Source organism: Streptomyces sp. NPDC048411 (genome assembly GCF_040704695.1).
Taxonomy (GTDB): Bacteria; Actinomycetota; Actinomycetes; order Streptomycetales; family Streptomycetaceae; genus Streptomyces.
In genome coordinates, this window is sequence record NZ_JBEZKL010000130.1 from 1 (window position 1) to 20827 (window position 20827).

General features: G+C 69.1%; 17 protein-coding genes and 5 pseudogenes. 12 read left to right on the forward strand and 10 right to left on the reverse strand.

Annotated elements, in window-relative coordinates:
- The coding region (locus AB0915_RS31555; protein WP_366694334.1) for an ATP-binding protein at positions 1–2243 on the reverse strand (2243 nt) is incomplete at its 3' end.
- 451 nt (positions 2244–2694) lie between these two features.
- On the opposite strand from AB0915_RS31555, the pseudogene AB0915_RS31560 reads away from it, so the two are divergent.
- Both AB0915_RS31560 and AB0915_RS31565 read left to right on the forward strand, forming a co-directional pair.
- Positions 2695–2846: pseudogene (locus tag AB0915_RS31560) on the forward strand (dehydrogenase); the annotation flags it as partial.
- A 203-nt stretch (positions 2847–3049) separates the two neighbouring features.
- A complete protein-coding gene (locus AB0915_RS31565) occupies positions 3050–3412 on the forward strand; it encodes a WhiB family transcriptional regulator (protein WP_366694335.1) in 363 nt (120 codons plus the stop codon).
- A gap of 281 nt (positions 3413–3693) precedes the next feature.
- Here the strand turns inward: AB0915_RS31565 and AB0915_RS31570 are convergent, their stop codons facing one another.
- The 3 genes from AB0915_RS31570 to AB0915_RS31580 all read right to left on the reverse strand — a co-directional run bounded on the left by AB0915_RS31570 (position 3694) and on the right by AB0915_RS31580 (position 7023).
- Positions 3694–5343 (reverse strand): TlrC/CarA/OleB/SrmB family ABC-F type ribosomal protection protein, encoded by a 1650-nt coding sequence (locus AB0915_RS31570; RefSeq protein ID WP_366694336.1) that lies wholly within the window; start codon positions 5341–5343, stop codon positions 3694–3696.
- A 288-nt stretch (positions 5344–5631) separates the two neighbouring features.
- Positions 5632–6513, reverse strand: coding sequence for a GNAT family N-acetyltransferase (locus tag AB0915_RS31575; protein ID WP_366694337.1), 882 nt, complete (start codon positions 6511–6513; stop codon positions 5632–5634).
- Between the two features lie 111 nt (positions 6514–6624).
- The gene (locus AB0915_RS31580) at positions 6625–7023 is read right to left on the reverse strand and encodes a VOC family protein (RefSeq protein WP_366694350.1); all 399 of its coding nucleotides are present in this window, start codon (positions 7021–7023) and stop codon (positions 6625–6627) included.
- A 401-nt stretch (positions 7024–7424) separates the two neighbouring features.
- Between AB0915_RS31580 and AB0915_RS31585 the strand changes: the two genes are divergently transcribed.
- From AB0915_RS31585 to AB0915_RS31595, 3 genes and pseudogenes are all read left to right on the forward strand, one after another.
- The gene (locus tag AB0915_RS31585) at positions 7425–8078 is read left to right on the forward strand and encodes a TetR/AcrR family transcriptional regulator (RefSeq protein WP_366694338.1); all 654 of its coding nucleotides are present in this window, start codon (positions 7425–7427) and stop codon (positions 8076–8078) included.
- 290 nt (positions 8079–8368) lie between these two features.
- Positions 8369–8795 (forward strand): annotated as a pseudogene (locus AB0915_RS31590) (transposase); the annotation flags it as partial.
- Positions 8796–8846: 51 nt separating this feature from the next.
- Positions 8847–9473, forward strand: coding sequence for a GyrI-like domain-containing protein (locus tag AB0915_RS31595; protein ID WP_366694339.1), 627 nt, complete (start codon positions 8847–8849; stop codon positions 9471–9473).
- A 482-nt stretch (positions 9474–9955) separates the two neighbouring features.
- Here the strand turns inward: AB0915_RS31595 and AB0915_RS31600 are convergent, their stop codons facing one another.
- The gene (locus AB0915_RS31600) at positions 9956–10897 is read right to left on the reverse strand and encodes a hypothetical protein (protein ID WP_366694340.1); all 942 of its coding nucleotides are present in this window, start codon (positions 10895–10897) and stop codon (positions 9956–9958) included.
- Positions 10898–11128: 231 nt separating this feature from the next.
- Complete coding sequence (locus AB0915_RS31605) at positions 11129–11641, reverse strand: MarR family transcriptional regulator (RefSeq protein ID WP_366694341.1); 513 nt, start codon at positions 11639–11641, stop codon at positions 11129–11131.
- A 50-nt stretch (positions 11642–11691) separates the two neighbouring features.
- Here AB0915_RS31605 and AB0915_RS31610 point away from each other — a divergent pair, with 50 nt between their 5' ends.
- Positions 11692–12648 carry a DMT family transporter gene (locus AB0915_RS31610; RefSeq protein ID WP_366694342.1) on the forward strand — a complete coding sequence of 319 codons (957 nt, stop codon included), beginning with the start codon at positions 11692–11694 and terminating at the stop codon, positions 12646–12648.
- Between the two features lie 433 nt (positions 12649–13081).
- On the opposite strand, the gene AB0915_RS31615 is transcribed toward AB0915_RS31610, so the two are convergent.
- Positions 13082–15391, reverse strand: coding sequence for an ABC transporter permease (locus AB0915_RS31615; protein ID WP_366694343.1), 2310 nt, complete (start codon positions 15389–15391; stop codon positions 13082–13084).
- A pseudogene (locus tag AB0915_RS31620) lies at positions 15388–15675 on the reverse strand (ATP-binding cassette domain-containing protein); the annotation flags it as partial. The pseudogene AB0915_RS31620 and the gene AB0915_RS31615, both read right to left, overlap by 4 nt.
- Between AB0915_RS31620 and AB0915_RS31625 the strand changes: the two are divergent.
- Both AB0915_RS31625 and AB0915_RS31630 read left to right on the forward strand, forming a co-directional pair.
- Positions 15667–15792, forward strand: a pseudogene (locus AB0915_RS31625) (sensor histidine kinase); the annotation flags it as partial. The pseudogenes AB0915_RS31620 and AB0915_RS31625 sit on opposite strands and share 9 nt — an antisense overlap.
- Complete coding sequence (locus tag AB0915_RS31630; RefSeq protein ID WP_366694344.1) at positions 15789–16508, forward strand: response regulator transcription factor; 720 nt, start codon at positions 15789–15791, stop codon at positions 16506–16508. The pseudogene AB0915_RS31625 and the gene AB0915_RS31630, both read left to right, overlap by 4 nt.
- A gap of 171 nt (positions 16509–16679) precedes the next feature.
- Here AB0915_RS31630 and AB0915_RS31635 read toward each other — a convergent pair whose 3' ends face one another.
- The gene (locus AB0915_RS31635; protein ID WP_366694345.1) at positions 16680–17282 is read right to left on the reverse strand and encodes a TetR/AcrR family transcriptional regulator; all 603 of its coding nucleotides are present in this window, start codon (positions 17280–17282) and stop codon (positions 16680–16682) included.
- 72 nt (positions 17283–17354) lie between these two features.
- On the opposite strand from AB0915_RS31635, the pseudogene AB0915_RS31640 reads away from it, so the two are divergent.
- Positions 17355–17562, forward strand: a pseudogene (locus AB0915_RS31640) (SAM-dependent methyltransferase); the annotation flags it as partial.
- Between the two features lie 138 nt (positions 17563–17700).
- On the opposite strand, the gene AB0915_RS31645 reads toward AB0915_RS31640, so the two are convergent.
- Positions 17701–17907, reverse strand: coding sequence for a hypothetical protein (locus AB0915_RS31645; RefSeq protein ID WP_366694346.1), 207 nt, complete (start codon positions 17905–17907; stop codon positions 17701–17703).
- A 63-nt stretch (positions 17908–17970) separates the two neighbouring features.
- On the opposite strand from AB0915_RS31645, the gene AB0915_RS31650 reads away from it, so the two are divergent.
- The 3 genes from AB0915_RS31650 (at position 17971) to AB0915_RS31660 (ending at position 20766) form a co-directional block, all read left to right on the forward strand.
- Positions 17971–19173 (forward strand): acyl-CoA dehydrogenase family protein, encoded by a 1203-nt coding sequence (locus AB0915_RS31650; protein WP_366694347.1) that lies wholly within the window; start codon positions 17971–17973, stop codon positions 19171–19173.
- 362 nt (positions 19174–19535) lie between these two features.
- Positions 19536–20186 (forward strand): HAD-IA family hydrolase, encoded by a 651-nt coding sequence (locus tag AB0915_RS31655; protein WP_366694348.1) that lies wholly within the window; start codon positions 19536–19538, stop codon positions 20184–20186.
- Positions 20187–20196: 10 nt separating this feature from the next.
- Positions 20197–20766 (forward strand): LLM class flavin-dependent oxidoreductase, encoded by a 570-nt coding sequence (locus AB0915_RS31660; RefSeq protein WP_366694349.1) that lies wholly within the window; start codon positions 20197–20199, stop codon positions 20764–20766.
- Positions 20767–20827 lie beyond the last annotated feature (61 nt).

Genomic DNA, 20827 nt, shown 5'->3' on the forward strand with positions numbered 1-20827 from the left:
CCGGCCTGGTGGGCGGCGAGGGCGTGGCGGCGGGCTTGTTCGGAGCGGCCGGTGTGGACGGCTGCTTCGACGAGGTCGAGGAGGGTGCGGGAGGCTTGGTGGGCGTAGGGCTCGAAGGAGCCGGGGGGTGTGATGCCGATGGCGTGGAGGTAGGCGGCTTCGTAGTCGCCTTCGCTGAGGGCGGCGGTGGTGCCGACGGCGTCGGCGATCTGGGTGAGGAAGCCGACGCCGCGGGGGCGGGACCAGGCGTCGACCATGGCCTGGAGTTCCCGGGCGCGTTCGACCTGGCCGCGCAGGGCGGCCAGTTGGGCCAGATACGCACGGGTGTGATGCGCGAACAGCGCATGCCGGTGGGAGGTCGTCAGGTCCAGGCAGCGCTGTCCGGTGCGCTCGGCCTCGTCCCACTCGCCGACCGTGATCTGGTCGAGCATGATCAGATGCAGCATCGTCATGCCGGAGCCCATGGCCCCGGTCTCCACCTCGCGGTCCACGGTGCGCTGGAGATGCGGCCGGTACTGGCTGAGTGTGTCCACGTGGTAGGCGGCGACCCCCAGCCGGCTGATGTCCCACGGTTCGAGCTCGCGGAGGTCGGCGAAGGCACCTTCCACCCGCCCGTGCACACCCGCGCCGTGCCGCACCACATCGCCCCACGCGTCCTGGTAGACGTGTGAATGCGGGGGCACCAGGTCGCCCAGGGAACCGAGCAGCTCATGGGTGCGCTCCCACGCGGCCTCGTCACTCGCGTACTGGTTGATGGCCAGCAGCAGGTTGACCAGCCGTGTGAGCACCTCGTTCGGCTGCCGCTCCCCGCCGTCACGCATGTTCTCGATCGCCGCGACGACCTGGCGCTGCGAGGACCGTACGTCCCCGTCCTCGTACAGCGCGACATAGGCCGAGGTGACCACCGAGATCGGAGACTCGGTCCTTCCGGACGGCGTGTCGGAGCGGACCAAGTGCTGGGCCTGGTCCAGCAGGCCCGCGTGGCCGGCGATGAACGCGGCGTCGCCCAGCCGCCGGGACCGTTGCTCGTGACTCTCGCTGAGCTCCGCGGCACGGGTCAGCCAGGCGACGGCGGCCAGCGCGCCGCCACGTCGGGTGGCGGATTCGGCCGCCGTCTCCAGCGCGGCCGCGACCTCCTCGTCCGGGTCGACCGTCGAGGCCCCCAGGTGTGTGGCGCGCCGTTCCACGTCGTCACGGTGTACGTGGGCGAGGGCGGCGTGCGCCGCGCGCCGCTCGTTGGGGGTCGCCGTCTGGACGACGGTCGACCGCACCAGTGGGTGCCGGAAGACGAAGTCACCGCTGAGCGGGTCGATGTCCAGCAGGCCGCAGGCCGCGGCCTCGTCGGCGTTCACCATGCGATAGCGCGTGCCCCGTGTGCGGCCGGCCGCCGTACCGGCTCCGACGCCGTCCAGGGCGCCGCGCAGCAGCTCAGCGCGCACGGTGTCACCGAGGGCCTCGATACGAGAGCCGTACACGTGCTGAAGGCGCAGGGGCAGCGGGACGCCGGCGTATCCAAACAGTTCCTCGGCGTTGTATCCCGCCCGGTCGCCGCGCACGTAGGGCGGCAGCTCCAGCAGGGCCAGCGGGTTTCCCTGGGCCTCGTCCAGGACCAGACGGCGGATCCGGGGATCGAGTCCGGGATGGCGCATGTCCAGGAGCTGTTCGGAGGCCTTCTCCGACAGCGTGGTCACCGGCAGTTCGGGCAGCGCGGCCGTGTCGAAACCCGAGGGCACTTCGGAGCGCAGGCCGACGACGAGCTTCACCGAGCTGCCCGTGAGCCGGCGCCCCACGAACCCGCACACCTCGGTGCTGGAGGTATCGAGCCACTGGCCGTCGTCGAGAACCAGCAGGAGGGGTTGCTGCGAGGCCGTGAGGGAGAGCAGGTCGAGGACGGCGATGCCGAGGGTCATGACCGAGGGAGGCGTGCCCTCGCTCCTGCCGAAGACGACGTCGAAGACGCCTCGGTGGCTGTCGTCCAGCTGGCCGATGTAGGGGAGCAGGGGATACAGGAACTGGTGCAGACCGGCGAACGGCAGCTCCGACTCGGCCTCGACCCCGGCCGCTCTGATCACCCTGTGTTTCTCGCCGGTCGCGAGTGCGGCGGCGTGGTCCAGCAGAGCGCTCTTGCCCACACCTGTGTCACCCCGCAGGACGAGAGCCCGGCCCCCTGAGGCCACCACGAGTGCCGACAGCACCTCCTGCTCGCTCTCGCGGCCGACCATGGTCCCGACGATCGACTCCACTGTCCCCCACTCCCTTCACTGCTGAACCAGCGCCCGGCCGGGGCTGCCCGTGCGTACGGATCGCGCCAGGCGGCAGGGCGAGGGTACGTCGTTGTTCCTCGTCGCCGCGGCGACGACCACCTGCGCGGTTCGTCTCCGGACCTCGGGTGGGTGGTGCGCTCCGGAAGCCGCCGACGCGGTCGCGGTCGTGCCCCCGTACGGCCGGTGAGCGCATCACACATGGGGTGCGCTCACCCGGAATGGCGGCTGCGCCCATGATGTCCCGCCGCCTGTCCCACTCCTCCCGGGACAGAAGACTAAGTGTCTCCGGGGGTTTCCGTCACCTGTTATGGCTGAAAAGTTTCTTGTGCGGCTTCCGGGCGGTTGGACCGGCCCTGCGCGCCGGGTGTGTACTTTCTCCTGCGAGACATGTGTCATCGACCCGGCGCGCCGATCCTTCAGGAGGACCATGATGAGTCACTCCGCCCGCGCGTTCCGGCTGCGCTCGCCGGGGCACGGCGAGCTCCGGGACGTGACGTGCCGGAGCCGAAGGACGGCGAGGTCCTGGTGCGCACGCTGTGGTCGGGGGTCAGCCGTGGCACCGAGATGCCGATGTTCCGCGGCCTCGCCGCGGGCGACCTCCCCGCGCTGTGCCACCGCATCCGGTACGAGGACTGACACCTCCGCGCCGGGCGGCACGCCGCGGTGACCCGGCGCGCGGGCAGTGCCGCCACAGGTGAGCTAATGTCATACGTATCTACTTCACACATGTGTAAGGATGCGACAGGCGGAGACCGGCAGGCGCACCGCTGGGGAGCGAGGTGGGCATGGACTGGGTCGACCGAGGGCTGTGCCGGACGCGGCCGGAGCGGATTTTCGCCGAAGGCGCTCAGAACGAGGCCAAGGCCGTCTGTGCCGACTGCCCGGTCCGGCTCGACTGCCTGGCCCATGCCCTGGACAACCGCGAGGAATACGGCGTGTGGGGCGCGATGACCGACCGGGAACGCCGTGCACTGCTGCGCCGCCGTCCGGCCGTGACCTCCTGGGCGGAGATCTTCGAGGCGGCCCGGACGCACGAGGACAGGGTGCTGATCAGCAGTCCTCAGCAGGCCCGCCGTACGCCGTCCCGGGCCGTCGGCCGCGCAGCGAGACGGCGGCCGGGCACGGCGCGGAAGGGGCTCGACCGCTGACCGATCCCGGTCCCGGCCCCGGTCCCGGTCCCGGTCGAGGTTCTCGAAGAGGTCCAGCCAAGGTAAGCCCAAGAGCCGCCACGGGATGATCTTGAAATCCTGAGCGTCGGTCCTGCCTCTACCACCAGGGGCTCGATCCTGTCCCGGGTTCCGCAGTTCCGGTCCTCCCTCGGCACCGCCGCGATGATCCCGCGCGGGCGTGTGCGGCGCGTCCGGTAGGGCTGGGGTCCGTTGGAAGGCCACCCTGTGCTGGGTGACGACGCTGAGGCGACCTGCGGTCTTCAGCCCTCTGCGGTCTCCTGAAGCTGTGCGACTTGGCCGGCGTTCAGTTCCACGTGCCTGCCGGTGAAGCGAGTTCGCATGCGGCGGTCATGGGTGACGACGACGACCGCGCCTTGGTAGCAGGCCAGGGCTCCTTCCAGTTCCTCGACCAAGGCGGGGGAGAGATGGTTGGTGGGCTCGTCCAGCAACAACAGGTCGACGGGTTCGCTGACGAGGCGGGCCAGTTCGATCCGGCGCCTTTGCCCATAGGACAGTTCGCCCACTTTCAGGCGCAGGTCGGCAGGGCTGAACAGGCCGAGGGACAACAGATGATCGATGCGCTCGTCCAGTTCTCCCCCGCGGCCGTGGGCGAACGCCTGCGGGACTGTCAGGCCAGGCGGCCACGGCGTCTCCTCCTGCCTCAAGTGCCCGACTCGGCCCCGCGTGCACACCGTCCCCGCATCGGGCTGCAGCTCACCTGCCAGCACCCGCATCAGCGTTGTCTTGCCGGCCCCGTTGGGCCCGGTGACCAACAGCCGCTCCTCGCTGCCGATCTGCAGCGAAGGTACGTGCAGTCGGCCCTCGACACGGATGCCGGTGAGTTCCGCCGCGGCCTTCGACGTCTGAGCGTCGGCGGTGGTCATTCGAGCGGCGAACACCAGCGGTTCGGGCGGCGGCACGACAGGATTGTCCGTCAGCCGTTCGACACGCTCCTTCGCATTGCGGATACGGACCATCGCCCCGTGGCCACGGCCGCGGGCACGGAAGCCGCCGTGGCCGAACACGGACCATGGCATCTTGCGAGGGATCGCCTCCAACCGTGCCACGTTCGCGGCGGCCAACTTCTGGTTGCGGGCCAGCTCCGTGCACCAGTCCGCGTACTCCTGCAGGCGGCGTCGCTGCTCAGCGGCCTTGGCGGCAAGGTAGCCGTCGTAGCCGTCGCCGTGACGCGTCACCTTGCCCTCGCCGACCTCCAGGATTGTGGTGGTGACCCGTTCCAGGAACAACCGGTCATGGGTGACCGCGAGCACCGTGCCGCGATGCGCCCGCAGGTGTGCCTCCAGCCAGCCCACCGCCTGGTCGTCCAGATCGTTGGTCGGCTCGTCCAGCAGTAACAGTTCCGGCTGGGACGCCAAGGTCGCGGCCAGCGCCAGCCGTGATCGCTCACCGCCCGACAGCGGGCCCAGGGTCCGATCCCGGGCCAGACCAGGCAGGCCGAGCCCGTGCAGGGCGATGTCCACCCGGGCATCGGCTTCGTAGCCGGCGCGCGCCTCGTACTGGGCGACCAGGTGGGCGTAGGCGTCCAGCGCGGCGGTGAGCACCGCCCCCGCCAAGCCCGTGAGTCCGGCTTCGGCGTGATGCATCCGCGCTTCGAGTTCACGCAGTTCGGCAAGAGCCATATCCACTGCGTCCTGGACGGTTGCCTTGGAGGGCAGGGCCAACGACTGGGCCAGATAGCCCGAGCCGCCTGGTGCGATCACGGTCAGTTCGCCGTTGTCGGGCCGGTCCTGCCCGGCGATCAGTCGCAGCAGGGTGGACTTTCCGGCTCCGTTGTCGCCGATGATGCCGACCCTCTCGCCCGGCTTGATGCTGAAGGACACGTCGTCCAGCACGACGTGGTCGTCGTAGCGGCGGGTGACGTTCTGAAGAGATAGCTGTGCAGTAAACATGAAGTCCCCTGTTCTCGGCCGGGCCGATCGACACGGGCGGATGGACGCATCCGCGCACGCGAGAAACACTCCGCGGCACGCCAGAAAGGCGGCATCACGGGAGGAACGGAAGCACGGATGAGAACGCGCGACGGCGGAGCCAAGCGGTGAGGTGGCAGAAAGGTGCAACAGCGGCGGACGAATCCCCGTGGTCCGACCGGCGACGACGAGTACGGCACCGGTGCGGACGGCGTGGGAAGCCAGCCTTGTGGGGACCGGGTCAGGACGATGGCCCGGCCCCCGTCGTTCCTAGAGATCGAGTTGGTACTCAAATGTCGTGCGCATTGGCGCATAGCCGAGCGCGTCGTTGATGTGTCGCATGTACGGATTGTTGTCGGCCGTGTCGGTGAGCAGGCCGCCGAGGTCCGGGTGTCGCTCGTGCGCCTGTCGGATCGAAGCGGCCTTCATCCAACGGCCCAGGCCGTGCCCGCGGTGCTCGGGCAGGACACCGGTGCCGTAGTGCTGGCCATCACCCTTGCCGTCGCCGGGGACGACGAGTTCGGTGAACCCGGCGATCGAGCCGTCCGACTCGTCGATGGCAACAACGGTGTGCAACAGGTCGCCACGCTTTTCGATGGCCGCCGCTGCGGCCCGGACCCGGGCCAGGTCCCAGGTCACCGTGCCGAAGTCGGTGCTGCCCATCGGCATGTCGTCCATGGCGTGGCGCGACGCGACAAATGTTTCGGCGAGGCCGTCGGGGACCGTGCCCTCCCATGACGCCAGCCGATAGCCGGGATGTGGCTGTTCGGTGATCTCGGTGAGAGCGGTGATGTCCGCCTCGGCCAACGGCAGCCGGGTGAAGGTCAGGGTCAGGACCCTGCAAAAGCCCCGGGCCGTCAGGAACCGGTCGCCGGGAGAGCCGGCCTCGGCCTGGGTGATGACACAGCGCCGGCCGTCCTGCCGTGCGGCGGCGATGGCCGCTTCCAGGAGCCGGGAGCCGGTGCGGTTGCGCCGCTCGGCCGGATGGACGTGGAGATCCAATTCGGCGAGGTGCTCCTGCCCAGCCCTGGTGAAAAGACGCAGGAATGCCGACCCGACGGGGATTGCGTCGGTGTCGGATGCCAGCCACGCCAGGCGGTAGCTGGACAGGCCGCGGTCGGGGTCGGTCAGTGCAGTGATGCGAACGGGCAAGGTGTCTCCGTCGTAGAGAGGGGGAAGGTGTCGTGGTTGCGGGATGTCGCACACAGTCCGGGCCGCGCGCTGCAGGGTCAGGGCCCGGGTCGGCCTGACCCGGTGGGGCTGTCAGGCGTTCTCGGGTCCGGACGGGGCGACCCACTCGACGAACTGGACGATCACGCCGTTGGGGTCGCTGACCTGGAAAAGGCGTTCGCCCCAGGGCTCCTCGCGCAGTGGCATGGTGATCTCGACGCCCTCGGCGCGCAGTCTTTTCTCTTCGGTCTCGAGGCCGGTGCTGGTGAAGGCAAGGATCAGGCCGGAGGCGCGCTGGACGCGCTGGTCGGCCGGCAATACCTCGATGCCGCGCCGAAGCAGGACGATGTCCACCGCGGCGTCGTCGCGCGACAGGGAGGCGAATCCATCGGCGGCCGCCTGCTCGACGTAGCCGAGGTGGGTGGTGAAGAACCGCTGGGAGGCGGCGACGTCGTCGACGGTGAGCGAGACGGTGGACGCGGTGATCTGCAAGACGGTTCTCCTCATTCGTTCGGGGAGCCTGTCGCCGCCGGTCGGCGAGGCGGTCGGGCGTATTCGTCGGTGCGGTTGCGGGTGCGGTTGCGGGTCAGTAGCCGCCGCGGCGCGGCAGGCTGCGGACGGGCGGGGTGATGCGCCGGGCGCGGGCGGCGGCCATCCGGGCGAGCAGCCGCCCGTCACGGCGGCGCGGTGCGGGGGCGGCGCGGGGCTGCTGCCGTCGCCCCCGGCCAGGACCTCGCCGAAGTCGATGGTGGGGGCGGAGACCACGGTGCGGTTGAGTTCGAGCATGGACCCCTCCTCTTCATTCCGTCGTCGCAAACTTACGACGGAGGTAAAATTAGCCCGCGAAGCCCATGGGTGTCAACATAAAAATGCGACGGAGGTAAGATTGCCTCATGGCTACCGACACCACATCGCCCGCGCAACCCGCCGGCCTGCGGGAATCCAAAAAACAGGAGACCCGGCAGCTCATCTCCGACCACGCCACCCGCCTGTTCATCGCCCAGGGCTTCGAGCAGACCACCATCGCCGAGATCGCCACCGCCGCACGGGTCGCCAAGAAGACGGTGACCAACTACTTCGCGCGCAAGGAGGACCTGGCCCTGGACCACCAGGACGCGTTCATCGCCTCCCTGGCGCACACGGTGACCGCTCGACGGCCCGGCGAGTCCGCCCTGGCGGCACTGCGCCGCGCCTTCGCCGACGCCGCCGCGGCCGCGGATCCGGTCTTCGGGTTCTCCGGCCCTGCCTTCGCCCGCATGATCGCCGACAGCCCCACCCTCACGGCCTGCCTGCGCGGCCTGCACGACCAACGAGAAAGCGCCCTGGCCCAAGCTCTTGCCACAGCCGTCGGCGCACCGCCGGACGACATCACCGTCCGGACCGCCGCCGGACTGCTCGGCACCGTCCACCGCATCCTGTTCCAGCGCATCCAGGGCCTCACCCTGGCCGGACACCCCAATAACGAGATCACCGAAACCATCACCGCGGAGGGGGCCAGCGCCTTCGACATGCTCGAAGCGGCGCTCGCCCACTACGCCATCGCCTGAACATCCCCGGCTCCGCGGACGGTGTGAGGATGCCTGGTTGTGCAGCTGAGTTCTGGGAACGTTTGCCGTGATCTTCTTCGTCTCCCGCGCAACGGTGCACCGGGTGCTCGAATGCGTCCGCGGCAACCACTCCAACTCAACACGGACCGCACTCACGAGGCGGCGGAGGACAGTCCGTGCAGGTAGAGAAGCGGGAGGACCTCGCTGATCTTCGCAGACTTCCGGCACCATGGCGCGAGAATCTTGGACGAGAACCGCTTGCGCTCACCCGTCGCCTCGTCGGGATCAATGCCCTGCCGAAGTCGGCCCAGCCCGGCGCGAAGAAGGCCCTCCAAGAGTTGCAACGCCCAGGACCGCGATCATGCCGAGAAGGCTGTCCGCGACTTTGAGGACGCCTACGGCGCGAAGTGGCCGAAGGCGGTGAAGAAGGTCACCGGCGAGGTCGCGTTCACCCCGCCGAGCACTGGGTGCACCTGCGCACGACAAATCCGATCGAATGTACTTTCAGCACCGTGAAACTCAGGACGAAGGTCACCCGCGGGGCCGGCAGCGCGGCTGCGGCCCTGGCGATGGTGTTCAAGCTGGCTGAGTCCGCCCAAGCCCGCTGGCGCGCGATCACCGCGCCTCACCTCACCTCACCTCGTCGCCCTCGTCCGTACCGGCGCCCGCTTCAAGAATGGTCACCTCGTCGAACGCCCCAAGGTCACCGCGGCCTGAACAACGCCACTGATCTGTAATGACAGTTACTTACCAGGAAGGCACCTCGGCATGACCACCAAGTACGACGTCAAGCGCGAGTTCAAGAAGTGCTACTCGCCCAGGAACACTGACTGGGGGCTCGTCGACATCCCCGAGCTCCATTTCCTCGCCATCGACGGGCACGGCGACCCGAACACCAGCGCCGTGTACCGCCGCGCGGTCGAGGCGCTCTATGCGGTCGCCTATACCGTCAAGTTCGCGAGCAAAGGCGACCTCGGCAAGGACTTCGTCGTGGGCCCACTGGAGGGACTGTGGTGGGCGGACTACATGGACGACTTCCTGGCCAGGCTCAAGGACAACTGGCGATGGAGACTGCTCATCAACGTCCCCGACTGGATCACCAGCGACATGATCGAAGACGCCAAGCACACCGCCCTAACCAAGAAGAACCTTTCGGCCATTCCGGACGTTCGGTCAGAGACGCTGCACGAGGGCAACAGCGCCCAGGTCCTCCACATCGGCCCTTACGACGACGAGACACCGATCCTGACCAGGCTGCACCACGAGTACCTCCCCGCCAGCAATCTGCGGGAGGCGGGACCGCACCACGAGATCTATCTCAGCGATCCGCGCAGGACTGACCCCGCCAAGCTCAGGACGATTCTGCGGCAACCTGTAGAAGCGCAATTCGGTTGAGTGACGTCGACGTGCCAGCGGAGACCGGCGTTCCCCTAATGGCACGCCGGTCCACAGGTCTTGACTATTCCTCGTGCCGTCCTCGTTGCCCTCGGCCACCAGCGCCAACAGACGTCCCGCACACACCTCGCCCAGGTTGCATCTGGGGTCAGAGACAGGAGTCCGGGGCCTATCCCGCGTGAATCCCGACATCGCCGCAGTGTCCCACCGCCCACCGGGGCGAGGCAGTATGACGCCACCCGCACGACTGCCCGTACGTCGAAAACATGACCGCGCTCCGGCGACCGAGGAACATCTGCACGAAGGCCGGTGCCAGCCCGATCGGTGTTTCATAGGTGATCGCTCGTGAAACTCTCGGCCGCACGGCAGTCTACCTGCGGCGATCATGTTTCATGAGATGTTGCAAACGACTGGACGCAGGCGTGACCAGCCGCTTCGCCTCGCACGACCGTTGGCGCAGTCGGCGGCGGGTGTCCTGCCTTTCAGCCGCGGCGGTGCCTGGCCGCCATCGCGTGAAACACCTTCTTCGGTTCCCAACGGGTCTCGTCGAGCATGCGGACCACGCCGTAGGAGCCGAGATCCGCGTCTCCGGGCCTGCTGTAACCGGCGAAGGTAAACCAGAGTGCGGTGTCTACCCCTTCCTCTTCGAAGGCGTCCAGCAGCTCGGTGAGGTAGCGAATCTGCTCGTCCTCGTCCGGCACCGCGTCGTGCGGCACCTGCCAGGCCGAGCCGCCCCGCTCGCCCGCGCCCCGGTAGGCGCAGGTTCCGTACTCGGTCACCGCGACGGGCTTGCCGTGTGCGAGGTGTCCCCGCAGTTCGGACCGAAAGGTGTCAGCGTTATACGCGGCGCGGTAGGCATCGATGCCGACAAGGTCGAACGGACGCCAGTCAACGAACTCCCAGGGAGCCGAGGCGTACGTGATGCGCCCGCCGAAGCGGGCACGCACCGTCTCGGCGGCTTGCGCGAGGAAGACGTTGAGACGTTCCTGCACCGCGCCAAGGCCGTTCCACCACTCCATGTCCGCCTCAGCCATGGCCCGCAGACGGTCGCCGTAGGTGTCACCCGGGATGAAGCCGCCGCAGAACGCGCTCATCTCACAGCCCGCGACGAACACCACTTCGGCACCGCTCCGTCGTACGGCTTCGGCCCGGCGGGCACAGTCGGCGAAGAACGACAGCAGCCGGTCGGCGGGAAGGTCGACGGGGAACGGGGCGAACCACACCTCGAGGCCGACGGCCGCCGCATAGCGGGCGGCGATGCTCAGCCGTTCGGGATCACGGCCGGAGACGCGTACGGCATCGCAGTGCAGCTCGTCGGATATCACCGCCATGTCATGCCGGACCGTTTCGCGGGTGAAGGTCTTGCGGGAGAGGTCCTGTCCGGGGAGGAACCCGGTGTCGTAGTTGATGCCCCGTGCGCGCACGTCACTGCCCCTTCGTATGTGCTACCCAACCAAGATAAATCTCACCGGGATTTCCTGTACGCCAACTACTCACACCCGGAGATCCCCGTGGGTTCAGGAAAACCGAAGGCTCTTCAGCGCGAACCCACGGGTCCACCGGTGTGCTTCAAGTCGGTGCATCCGTGGGTTCGGGTGAAACACGAGGATGCTGAGCGAGCCGAAGAGCTTCGGCCGTGACATTCGAAGGAGTCACTACGGTGCGCCGGGAGGCGGCTCGACACGTGCTAGCCAGGCGGTGAGCAGTGTTTCGAGACGTGCGGCCTCGTCGGGGTTGAGCTCGTCGAGTATGCGGCGCTCGTTGCTCATGTGGTCGGCGAAGGCCCGGTCGATCAGCTCCCGTCCCGCCGGGGTGAGTGCGACCACGCGTCCCCGGCCATCCTCGGCGGACCGGCGACGTGTGACCAGCCCGTTGCGTTCGAGCCGGTCGATGCGTTTGGTCATCGCGCCCGTGGTGACCATGGTGAACGTGGCCAGCTCGCCCGGGGCGCGCTCGAAGGGGTCCCCGGCCCTCCGGAGCGCCGCCAGGACGTCGAACTCTCCCTCGTTCAGTCCGTATCGCCGGTAGACCAGGCACAACTGCTCGGTCAGAAGACTGGCGAGGCGATGGAGCCGGCCGATCACGCCTTGGGGGCTCACATCCACATCTGGGCGCTCGCGAGCCCACTCGGCCTGGATGCGGGCGACGTGATCCTCGTAGTCGTTCACGGCTTCATTATAGCTTCCAGGGAAGCTATATTCCTTCCGTGGAAGCTACTATGCGATGGACACTCGTGACGGCGATCGCTCCGGTCACCTGGGGGACGAACTATTTCGTCACCCACGAATACCTGCCCACCGACCACCCGCTCTACGGCGCGGCGATCAGGGCTCTGCCCGCAGGGGTCCTGCTGCTGGCGCTGTGTCGGCAGATACCTCACGGGGCGTGGTGGTGGAAGTCGCTCATTCTCGGCACCCTCAACATGGGGTCCTTCTTCGCCCTGGTCTACCTCGCGGCCCAGTTGCTGCCGACGGGCATCGCCTCCACCATCATGGCGGCCTCACCGGTGGTCTTGATGCTGCTCGCCTGGGCCGTGATCGCGGAACGCCCCCGCGGCCTCCCGCTGCTGGGCGGCGGCATCGGTATCGCAGGCGTATGCCTGATGCTGCTCACCGGCACCGTGACCCTGAACGCACTCGGCGTCCTCGCATCGGCCACAGCGATGGTGACGTCCTCCTTCGGCTACGTGCTCGCGAAGCGGTGGAGCGCCGAGGTCGACGTCCTTGCCTCGACATCGTGGCAGCTCATTGCCGGAGGCCTGGTCGTGCTGCCGTTGGCCGTCGTCCGCGAAGGAGCACCGCCCGTCCTCAATGCGGGCGCGGTCCTCGGATTCGCCTACGTCACCGTCGTCGCGACCGCGGTCGCCTTCGTTGCCTGGTTTGCCGGCCTGCGTCGTCTGCCGGCAGCCGCTGTCGGCCTGGTCGGACTGCTGAACCCGGTCACCGGCGTGCTGCTCGGCACCGTCATCGCCAAAGAGACCCTCACTCTGCAGCAGATATGCGGACTGATCCTTGTCCTGCTCGGGATCGTGCTCGGGCAGCCCATCGCCGTCACGGCCGCCGCCTCCGTCCGGTCCCGGGCAACCGGAGCAGACTCCCGTCGCGACACATCTGCCGGCCGAACCAGCTGCCTCGGCCGGCGAGAAACCAACTGCGCCACACAGCGGGACTGTTGACCGAGCCCCATGCTCACTCGGCTCCTCCTGTGCCCGTCGCAGAGCGGCATGGCCGGCTTGATGGGGGGAGCGCCGAGGTAAGCCCGAAAGCCGCCAGTGCTTGATCTTGGTGGAGTTGGCGCTGGGTCCACTCGGCGTCGGCTTCGACGGCGAGTCCGTCACCCTGCCCACCAGTGCCCGCAAGCGGAACCAGGTGCACGCCGAGCCGCCCCTTCTCCGGGAGGCCAGCGGTCCAGTGGGCGGGGTTGTCGAAGACGGGGGCGGTGGTTCTGCGCGGACATGACGGAGACCGTGCGCCCAGCAGCTGGCCCTCGGCGATGCCGTCACCCGCGACGGTCAGCAGCACGCGGGCGTATCCGTAGAGCCAGCCAGCCGACGGCTGACGCCATCGGCTGCCTTGGGCCGGATCCAGAGGCTGGTACTGACGGGTGATCTACTCGGTGTGCAGCACAGAGGCAATGGTCATCCGGGCCGCCGACCGGGCTGGGACCAGGGCGCCGAGGACTGCGATCGCCACACCCGCCAGCAGCATCGCGGCCAGCTGCGGCGCGTGCCACACGTCCTTCATATACGCGGGGAAGTCGACCACCCCGACGTTGTCCACGACGAGGTGGTGCGCCACGATCCCGAGCGGGACGCCGAGCAGCCCGCCGAACGCGCCCAGCTCGGCGACCGAGGTCACCGTCATCACCACCACCTGCCGGGGGGTCATCCCGATCGACTTGAGCATGCCCAGGTCCCGGCGCCGCTCACGGGTGTTCAGGAGAACGGTGTTGAAGACACCGAGCGATGCGACGAGCGTCAGCAGCACCGTGAACACCGTCGAGAAGGTGATGACGGTGGCGGTTCCGGCGTTGCCGGAGTCCATCACCGACGCATGCAGGCCCGGGTCGAGCGCCGCGACCGCCTCGGCGTAGGCGCGCGCGTCGGCGCCGGGGGCGAGCCGCACCGTGTACTCGGTGGCGTGGGCGTCCGGTGCGAGTTGGGCGAAACTCTCCCAAGTTGCCTCCAAGGCACGCGCGTTGCCCTCCATGAGCTGACCCACGACGGTCGCGGTGATCTTCCTGCCGTTCATCTCCAGCGTGACCCGGTCACCGAGCTTCAGCCCGCGCTGGGTCAGGAACGCCGGCCCGGCCACGATCTCGCCCGCCGCGGCCGGCGCCCGGCCCTTGACGATGGTGTGCTCGTACAAGGAATCGTCGCCGCGATAGAAGTCGGCGAAGACGTGCTGGGCCTGCCCGGTCATGTTCGCCTGAGCCAGCGCGCGGGCCCGTACCCCCGCCGCACCCGGCAGGGACAGCAGCCGTTCCTCGATCTGCAGGTCACCGAGCCGGGGCGGGGTCCGGTCGTTGCCCGATCCCCCGGTCGTCACGTGGAACCTGGCGCCTCCGTCCTCCCGCCCGACATTGCCGTACGCCACCATGGTGCTCGTCAGTCCGGTCGACAGGGTCACCGTGGTGACCCCGAGGACGATGGCCGCCATGGTCAGCAGGGTGCGGCTGGGGCAGGCGAACGGCTGGCCGAGGCCCAGACTGACCGGGCGCGGCAGCCTGGTGGCGCCAAGCATCCGCTGCACGCGCAACCCACGCCAGGTCCGCGGCGCGCCGCCCGCGCTGATCGCCCGTGCGGCGGGCAGCCGGTGGGCGCGCAGGGCGGGTACCAGCGCGGCCAGCAGGACGAGAGCGGGCATGCCCACGAGGCAGGCCACGGACACCCACGGGCTGATGTCGCCGACCGAGGCCCGGCCCACGTCGATGCCGGTGAACGCGCCCTTCAGGATCGGCCCGGCCAGCGCGTTGCCGGCCCGAGTGCCCAGCACGCAGCCCACCACCGCTGGTACGGAGAGCATCGTCAGGTAGACGGCGACGACCTGGTTCGGTGTGAAGCCCAGGGCCTTGAGCACCCCGATGTGCCGGTACCCGGAGACGACCGCCCCGCTGACCACGTTGCCGACGATCAGGGTGGAGACGAGCAGGCCGAGGATGCCGAAGAGCGTCATGAACGGGAGGTAGGAGTCGGCCAGCGCGGAGAAGGCCTGCTTGAGGGTGAGGTAGGTCTGTGCGCCGGTCAGCGATTCCTTGGGCAGTCCCGTGGTGGCCCGTGCCAGCGAGGCGCTCAGCTGGGCCTCCGTCGAGGAGTCCGTGAAGCGGTACAGCAACTGGGCGGAGGTCGGGCGCAGTGCGGCCATCTGCTCGGGCGAGACCCAGGCGCTCGCCGATTTGCTCATGCTGGTGGCGAATCCGACGACGGTCAGCGTCGCTCCGCCGGGGGTCTCCAGCTTGGTGCCAAGCAGCTTCGGGCCAGGGGAGCCCTGGGCAGACCAGTTGACGACGATCTCGCCGGGGGCGGTGGCCCAGTGGCCCTCAAGGAGTTCGATCCGGTCCACCGGGCCCGCCGGATCGGCCCGGCCCACCACCGTGAGGGTGCCGCCCGCCGTCCAGAGCCAGTCCTTGGGGATGTCGACGACGGCCTGCCCGAACGGTCCGGCCGCGGCCTCCACCCCGGGCTGTCGGGCGGTCCGCGCCAGCTGCTCCTGCGAGACCTTCGTGGTGTCGAAGGTCGCCACCGTATGGGCACCGCGCTGTTCGGCGTAGGCCTTGTCGAAGGGGCCCGAGGTGGCGCTCAGCAGCGCCAGCGCGAGCAGGACGGTCGTGGTGGAGCAGAGCACGACGAGCCCGATGACGAAGGTCTGGAGCCGGCGGCGTTTCACGGCCGCGCGTGAGGCTCTCCATACGGCGCTCACGCGGTCGCCTCCAGCGTGCTTTCGCGGGCGACCCGGCCGTCGGCGACTTGGATCAGCCGGCTGGCGCAGCGGGTGGCCAGTTGAGGGTCGTGGGTGACGATCAACAGGGTCTGGCCGATCTGGTTGAGGTCGATCAGCAGATCCATCACCTGCTCGCCCGACCGGCTGTCGAGGGCGCCGGTCGGCTCGTCGGCCAGCAACAGCGCGGGACGGTTCATCAGGGCCCGAGCCACGGCGACCCGTTGCCGCTCGCCGCCGCTCAACGTCGCCGGATAGGAACGGGACGCGGGCTGCTCGGCCTGCGTGAGCGGGTCGCCGTCTACGGCGGCGACCTGGACGCCCGCCGCCGCCTCGGCGGCGGCTACCGCGTCCGCGCCCGGATCCCACTGGACCGGCCATGACGACGCGCACCGAGCCCGCCCCTCGCGTCGTGATCGCCGACGACCAGGAGCTGGTCCGCACCGGCTTCCGCCTGATCCTGACCGCCCGCGGCATCGACGTAGTGGGCGAAGCCGGCGACGGAGCCGAGGCCGTGGCCACTGTGCGGAGGCTGCGGCCCGACGTCGTACTGATGGACATCCGGATGCCCGCCATGGACGGCCTGGAAGCCGCCCGCCGCATACTCGCGCAGGCCCCGGACTGCCGGGTGATCATGCTGACCACCTTCGACCTCGACCACTACGTCTACGCCGCCCTCGCCGCCGGAGCCAGCGGATTCCTGCTCAAGGACGTCACCCCCGCTCATCTGGCCGCCGCCGTACGCCTGGTCGATACCGGTGACGCCCTACTCGCACCCTCGATCACCCGCCGCCTGGTGGAGCGCTTCGCCCCCAGCGCCCCCAGAACCGGTTCGGGCCTCGCAACCCCGGCCGTCCACCGAGATCTGGCCGCACTGACGCCGCGCGAGCGCGAGGTGCTGACGCTCATGGGCCGGGGTCTTTCCAATACCGAATTGGCGCAGAAACTGACGCTCAGTGAGGCGACCGTGAAAACCCACGTGGCCCGGATCTTCGCCAAACTGACCCTGCGCGACCGGGCCCAGGCCGTCGTCCTCGCCTACGAGACAGGACTCGTCTCGCCGGGCGAGTCCGCTGACACCGCCAACCCCTTCCGATAGCCAGCAATCTGGAGATCAAGCATGAATCAGCCAGAGTGTGCAGTTTGGTGTCACATGAGGTGACACCTCGGCTCGGCGCTCTGTTCGGAAAGTTCACGGCATGAGGATCGGCGTGGCGCGCGTATCGAAACGGGATCAACACCCTGAAGCACAACAAGACGCCTAAGCTAGCTAGGCCGGTCGTCGTTGCACGGCGTCGGCGATGACCGCTGTCACGAGTCTGTTGACGACTGCCGTGGTCGGCGGGCCGGGGTCGCGGTCTGCGAACAGGAGATGCCCGCCACCGACCAGGGAGAGGGTGAGTGAGTCGATGTCGGCGCCGGCTGCGATGCGGCCCAGTTCACGCTCGTCGGCCAGATAAGCGGAGATCGCCGTCGTGGCCTGGGCGAGGATCGCGATGCCGCCTCCTGGCTTGGCTTGCCGCAGCCGTGTGCGCAGCTCGTCCCGGAAGGTGATGAGCGGGATGATTGCCACCGGAATCGGCCCGAACAGGGTGGTCAGCGCGCTGGTGAGGTTGTCGGCCACCGTGCCGGTGCCGGCGGTCTCACGCAGCGCACTCGCCTGAGTCTCAAGCTGTGCGGCCCGGTCGAGCACGAGGTCGGTGAGGAAGGCGTCGAAGTCGGTGAAGTGCCGATGCAGGACGCCTTTGGCGCAGCCCGCCTCGTCGGTGACGGCCCGGCTGGTCAGCCCGTTCGGCCCGTCCCGCAGAAGTATGCGTTCGGCGGCGTCGAACAGCTGCTGCCGCGCGTTGCGAAGGTGCACCCCAGTCGGCACTCACAGATCCTCTCGTGCATCGCTCCGCTGGCATCCTTTACCCAGTGGGCGCCCGCCCACTGAGGTGGGCGCATGCCCACCTTACCGCGAGAGCAACCGGAACCGCCCCCAGTGGAGTCGCATAAGGCCCGGCGGATGGCCGAGTCGTTCGGCACGGACGCGCAACGCTACGACAAAGCCCGACCCGGCTACCCCCGATGCATTGGTGGCGCGGATCGTCGCCGGAAGCCCCGGGCCTGACGTGCTCGACGTCGGCTGCGGCACCGGCACGGCGACCCGCTTGCAGAACATCGTCGCCAGGTCATCATGCACCTGCATCCGCGCCTTGTGAGCGAGGCAGGCCAGCAGCGCAATCCACTTGATCACCGCGTAGTCCCGCAGCTCGGAGGCATCCGCCGCATCCGCCTCCCCAGCGAAGTCAGCAACCTTCGGCAAGGCGACGCCCTCCACCCACACCGCGGTGTCGCCGAGCTTTGTCCAGCCACTCCAGGTGCGTGAACAGGCGCTTGAAGTGCGACCAGCTCGGGCCCTGCTCGGTCTGCTTCAGCCGGTTGAACTGCGTCGTACCGTCGCTGTCGCGCTCCTCCGGCAACCGCAGCAGCCCCGCCCGCTCGACCGCGCTCATCCGTTCATTCTGCCTGCCGTGGATCTGTGCCAAGGATCCGAGTAATGATGTCCTGGAGTGGTGATGAACCCATCGATCAGCGCCGAGCGCGCCACACTCGCCGATCCGACCCGCCGGCTCATGGCGGCGGCCCATGAGATCGCCCCCGTGCTGCGCCGCACCGCGGAGGCGGCCGAGCGCGACAGCCGGCTGACGCCCGAGGCCGAGCGGTCGCTGCGGGAGGCGGGACTGTTCGGCCTCGGCGTGCCCAAGCGCTTCGGCGGCCACGAACTTCTACCCGCCGACAGCCTGGAGGTGTCCGCCGAACTCGCGCTCGCCTGCCCGTCGAGCGCCTGGGTGGTGATGGTCTCGTACGTCGCGCAGCAGATCGCCGCCTCCTTCGGGGAGAAGGCGTGCCACGAGCTGTGGGGCGACGGCCCCGACGTCGCCATGTGCGGTGTGTTCGGCAGCGTGGGAGTCAACTCCGAACCCGTCGAGGGCGGAGTGGTCGTCTCCGGCGCCTGGGCCTGGGCGTCCGGCAGCCACCACGCCGACTGGGCCCTGCTCGGCGTCCCGTTGCCCGGAGAGCCGGGCAGCGCGCCCGAACGGGGACTGGCGCTGGTGCCGACCTCCGTCCTCACCATCGACAGGACCTGGGACATGGCGGGCATGCGCGGCACGGGCAGTGACACGCTGGTCGCCGACGAGGTGCTCGTCCTGGACCACCGGCTCCGGCGCTTCGCCGACGTCGTCCAGGGCAACGGGCTGCCCGAGGAGCCGCTGTACCGGATTCCGCCGGGGTCCATGACGCTCGTCTCCATGGGCCCCCTGCTGGGCATCGCGCGGGCGGTCCTCTGGCTCACTCTGGAGGCCGTGGAGGACGGCAAGCCGATGGCCATGTCCCTGCACGCCCGCCTCGCCGACTCGCCCAGCGTGCAGGCGGCGCTCGCCGAGGCGGCCACCCTCGTCGACTCCGCCCAGCTGCATCTGAGGCGCTCGGCCGAGTCCATCGGCGCGGCGGCGGTCTCGGGGACCACGCCGTCGCTGGTCGAGCGGGCGCGGGTGCGCATGGACGCGGGACACGCCTCCGTATGCCTGCGCCAGGCGGTGCAGGCGCTGCTGACCGTCAGCGGGGCCGGCAGCTTCTCGGTCGCGAAGACCATTCAGCGTCACTGGCGCGACCTGGAGACAGCGTCCCGGCATCCCACGCTCAACCCCGGGCTCGCCAAGGAGATGTACGGCCGTGCGCTGGTGGGCGACGAGCGGCCGGTCAGCCCCATGGTCTGACGCACGGCGCCGCCCCGCTCCGGCGTGTCACGTTTGGTGTGCACGTCACGCGGGGCCGCTTCCGCTCCGGCTCCTGAGACATCGAGTCGATCCGGAGCGGTCCGGAAGAGAGCGGCTTTCCGGCACCGTACGACCCGCCGGCCGCGACCGTCGTGACCGGTCTGCCGGTGAGCCGGGTTCCCGCCGCCGTCGCCGGGGCGGCGGAGAACCTTTCACCGGGAACAACGTAGCCCGCCCGCCCCGGGTTCACCCCGCCCCGCGAGGGCCGTCCCCTCCGTCCGCCACTCACACATGTGACCGAGCGGCGGGATACCTGACGACCTGCCGAAAGGCCGCGGCGGCTCGCCCTCTAAGGTGTGAGTATGACCCAGCACCGCAAGGGCCTCGTCCTCGATTTCGGTGGTGTGCTGACCACACCTCTGCTGCCCGCCGCGCTCGCCTTCGAGCGACGCGAGGAACTGGCCGAGGGGACTCTGCTCACCGGCATGTACCTGAATCCCGAGGGAATCAGGCTCACCGAGGAGCTGGAGTGCGGCAGGCTCACCCAGACGCAGTGGAACGAAGCGGCCGGCCGGCTCCTCGGGATCCCGCCGGACAACCTGATGGGCCGTATCTTCGCCGACCTGCGCCCCGAGACGTCGGTGATCGCGGCGGCCGCCGCCGCGCGCCGGGCCGGAGTGAAGGTCGGGGTCCTGTCGAACTCCGTCGGCCTGACTCCGTGGGACCTCTACGACGGATACGAGGTGGAGAACCTCTACGACGCCGTGGTGCTGTCCGAGGTCCACGGGACGCGCAAGCCCGAACCGGAGATCTTCCGGCTCGTGCTGAAGGAACTCGGTCTGACGGCCGAGGAGTGTGTGTTCGTCGACGACACCGAGCAGTATCTGCCGCCCGCGGCCGAACTGGGCTTCGCCACCGTCCACGCCGTGGAGCCCGCCCGGACGGTCACCGCCCTGGAGACCCTGCTCGGCATCCCCCTGACAGACAAGGACCCCGACCGGGTCACCTCCTGAGGAGACATATATGCGACTAGGTCTGGCGCTTCCGACCTTCGGTCCCGACGCCCGGCCGGAAGGTGTCCTCCGCGTCTGCCGTACCGCGGAGGAGGCCGGATACGACTCCCTGTGGATGGGCGACCGCGTCCTGGCCCCCCTGGTTCCGGGCGCGCCCTACCCGAGCGGCGACGGCGAGATGCCACGGGCCTACGAGAACCACATGGACCCCCTGGTGGCCCTGGCGTTCGCCGCGTCCCACACGACCCGGGTCCAGCTGGGCACGAGCACGCTGAACGGTCTGTGGCAGCCGCCGATCATGCTGGCCCGGTCACTGACCACCCTCGACCTCCTCAGCCAGGGACGTCTGGTCGTGGGCCTCGGCCTCGGCTGGATGCCTGACGAGTACACAGCGGTCTCGGTGCCCTGGAAGGGCCGGGGCGCGCGGCTGGAGGAGACGCTGGACGTCCTCGAGAAGTACTGGACCGACGACGTCTTCTCGCACGAGGGACCGCTGTTCACCATCCCGGAGACCGTGGTGGGGCTCAAGCCGCGGCAGCGGCCCGGCCCCGAGGCTGCTATGTCGTGTCAAGCCGCTTGAGTGAGATTCTCGGCGTTCTCAAGTCGGTTTCGGTCGGCGTGTTCGAGGATCTTGAAGATCT

Excerpts from the sequence above, each read along its gene's own strand:
- AB0915_RS31565 (WP_366694335.1), top strand. The coding sequence starts at position 3,050 with ATGGACTGGGTCGACCGAGGGCTGTGCCGGACGCGGCCGGAGCGGATT.
- AB0915_RS31570 (WP_366694336.1), bottom strand. The coding sequence starts at position 5,343 with ATGTTTACTGCACAGCTATCTCTTCAGAACGTCACCCGCCGCTACGAC.
- AB0915_RS31585 (WP_366694338.1), top strand. The coding sequence starts at position 7,425 with ATGGCTACCGACACCACATCGCCCGCGCAACCCGCCGGCCTGCGGGAA.
- AB0915_RS31595 (WP_366694339.1), top strand. The coding sequence starts at position 8,847 with ATGACCACCAAGTACGACGTCAAGCGCGAGTTCAAGAAGTGCTACTCG.
- AB0915_RS31610 (WP_366694342.1), top strand. The coding sequence starts at position 11,692 with ATGCGATGGACACTCGTGACGGCGATCGCTCCGGTCACCTGGGGGACG.
- AB0915_RS31630 (WP_366694344.1), top strand. The coding sequence starts at position 15,789 with ATGACGACGCGCACCGAGCCCGCCCCTCGCGTCGTGATCGCCGACGAC.
- AB0915_RS31645 (WP_366694346.1), bottom strand. The coding sequence starts at position 17,907 with ATGAGCGCGGTCGAGCGGGCGGGGCTGCTGCGGTTGCCGGAGGAGCGC.
- AB0915_RS31650 (WP_366694347.1), top strand. The coding sequence starts at position 17,971 with ATGAACCCATCGATCAGCGCCGAGCGCGCCACACTCGCCGATCCGACC.
- AB0915_RS31655 (WP_366694348.1), top strand. The coding sequence starts at position 19,536 with ATGACCCAGCACCGCAAGGGCCTCGTCCTCGATTTCGGTGGTGTGCTG.
- AB0915_RS31660 (WP_366694349.1), top strand. The coding sequence starts at position 20,197 with ATGCGACTAGGTCTGGCGCTTCCGACCTTCGGTCCCGACGCCCGGCCG.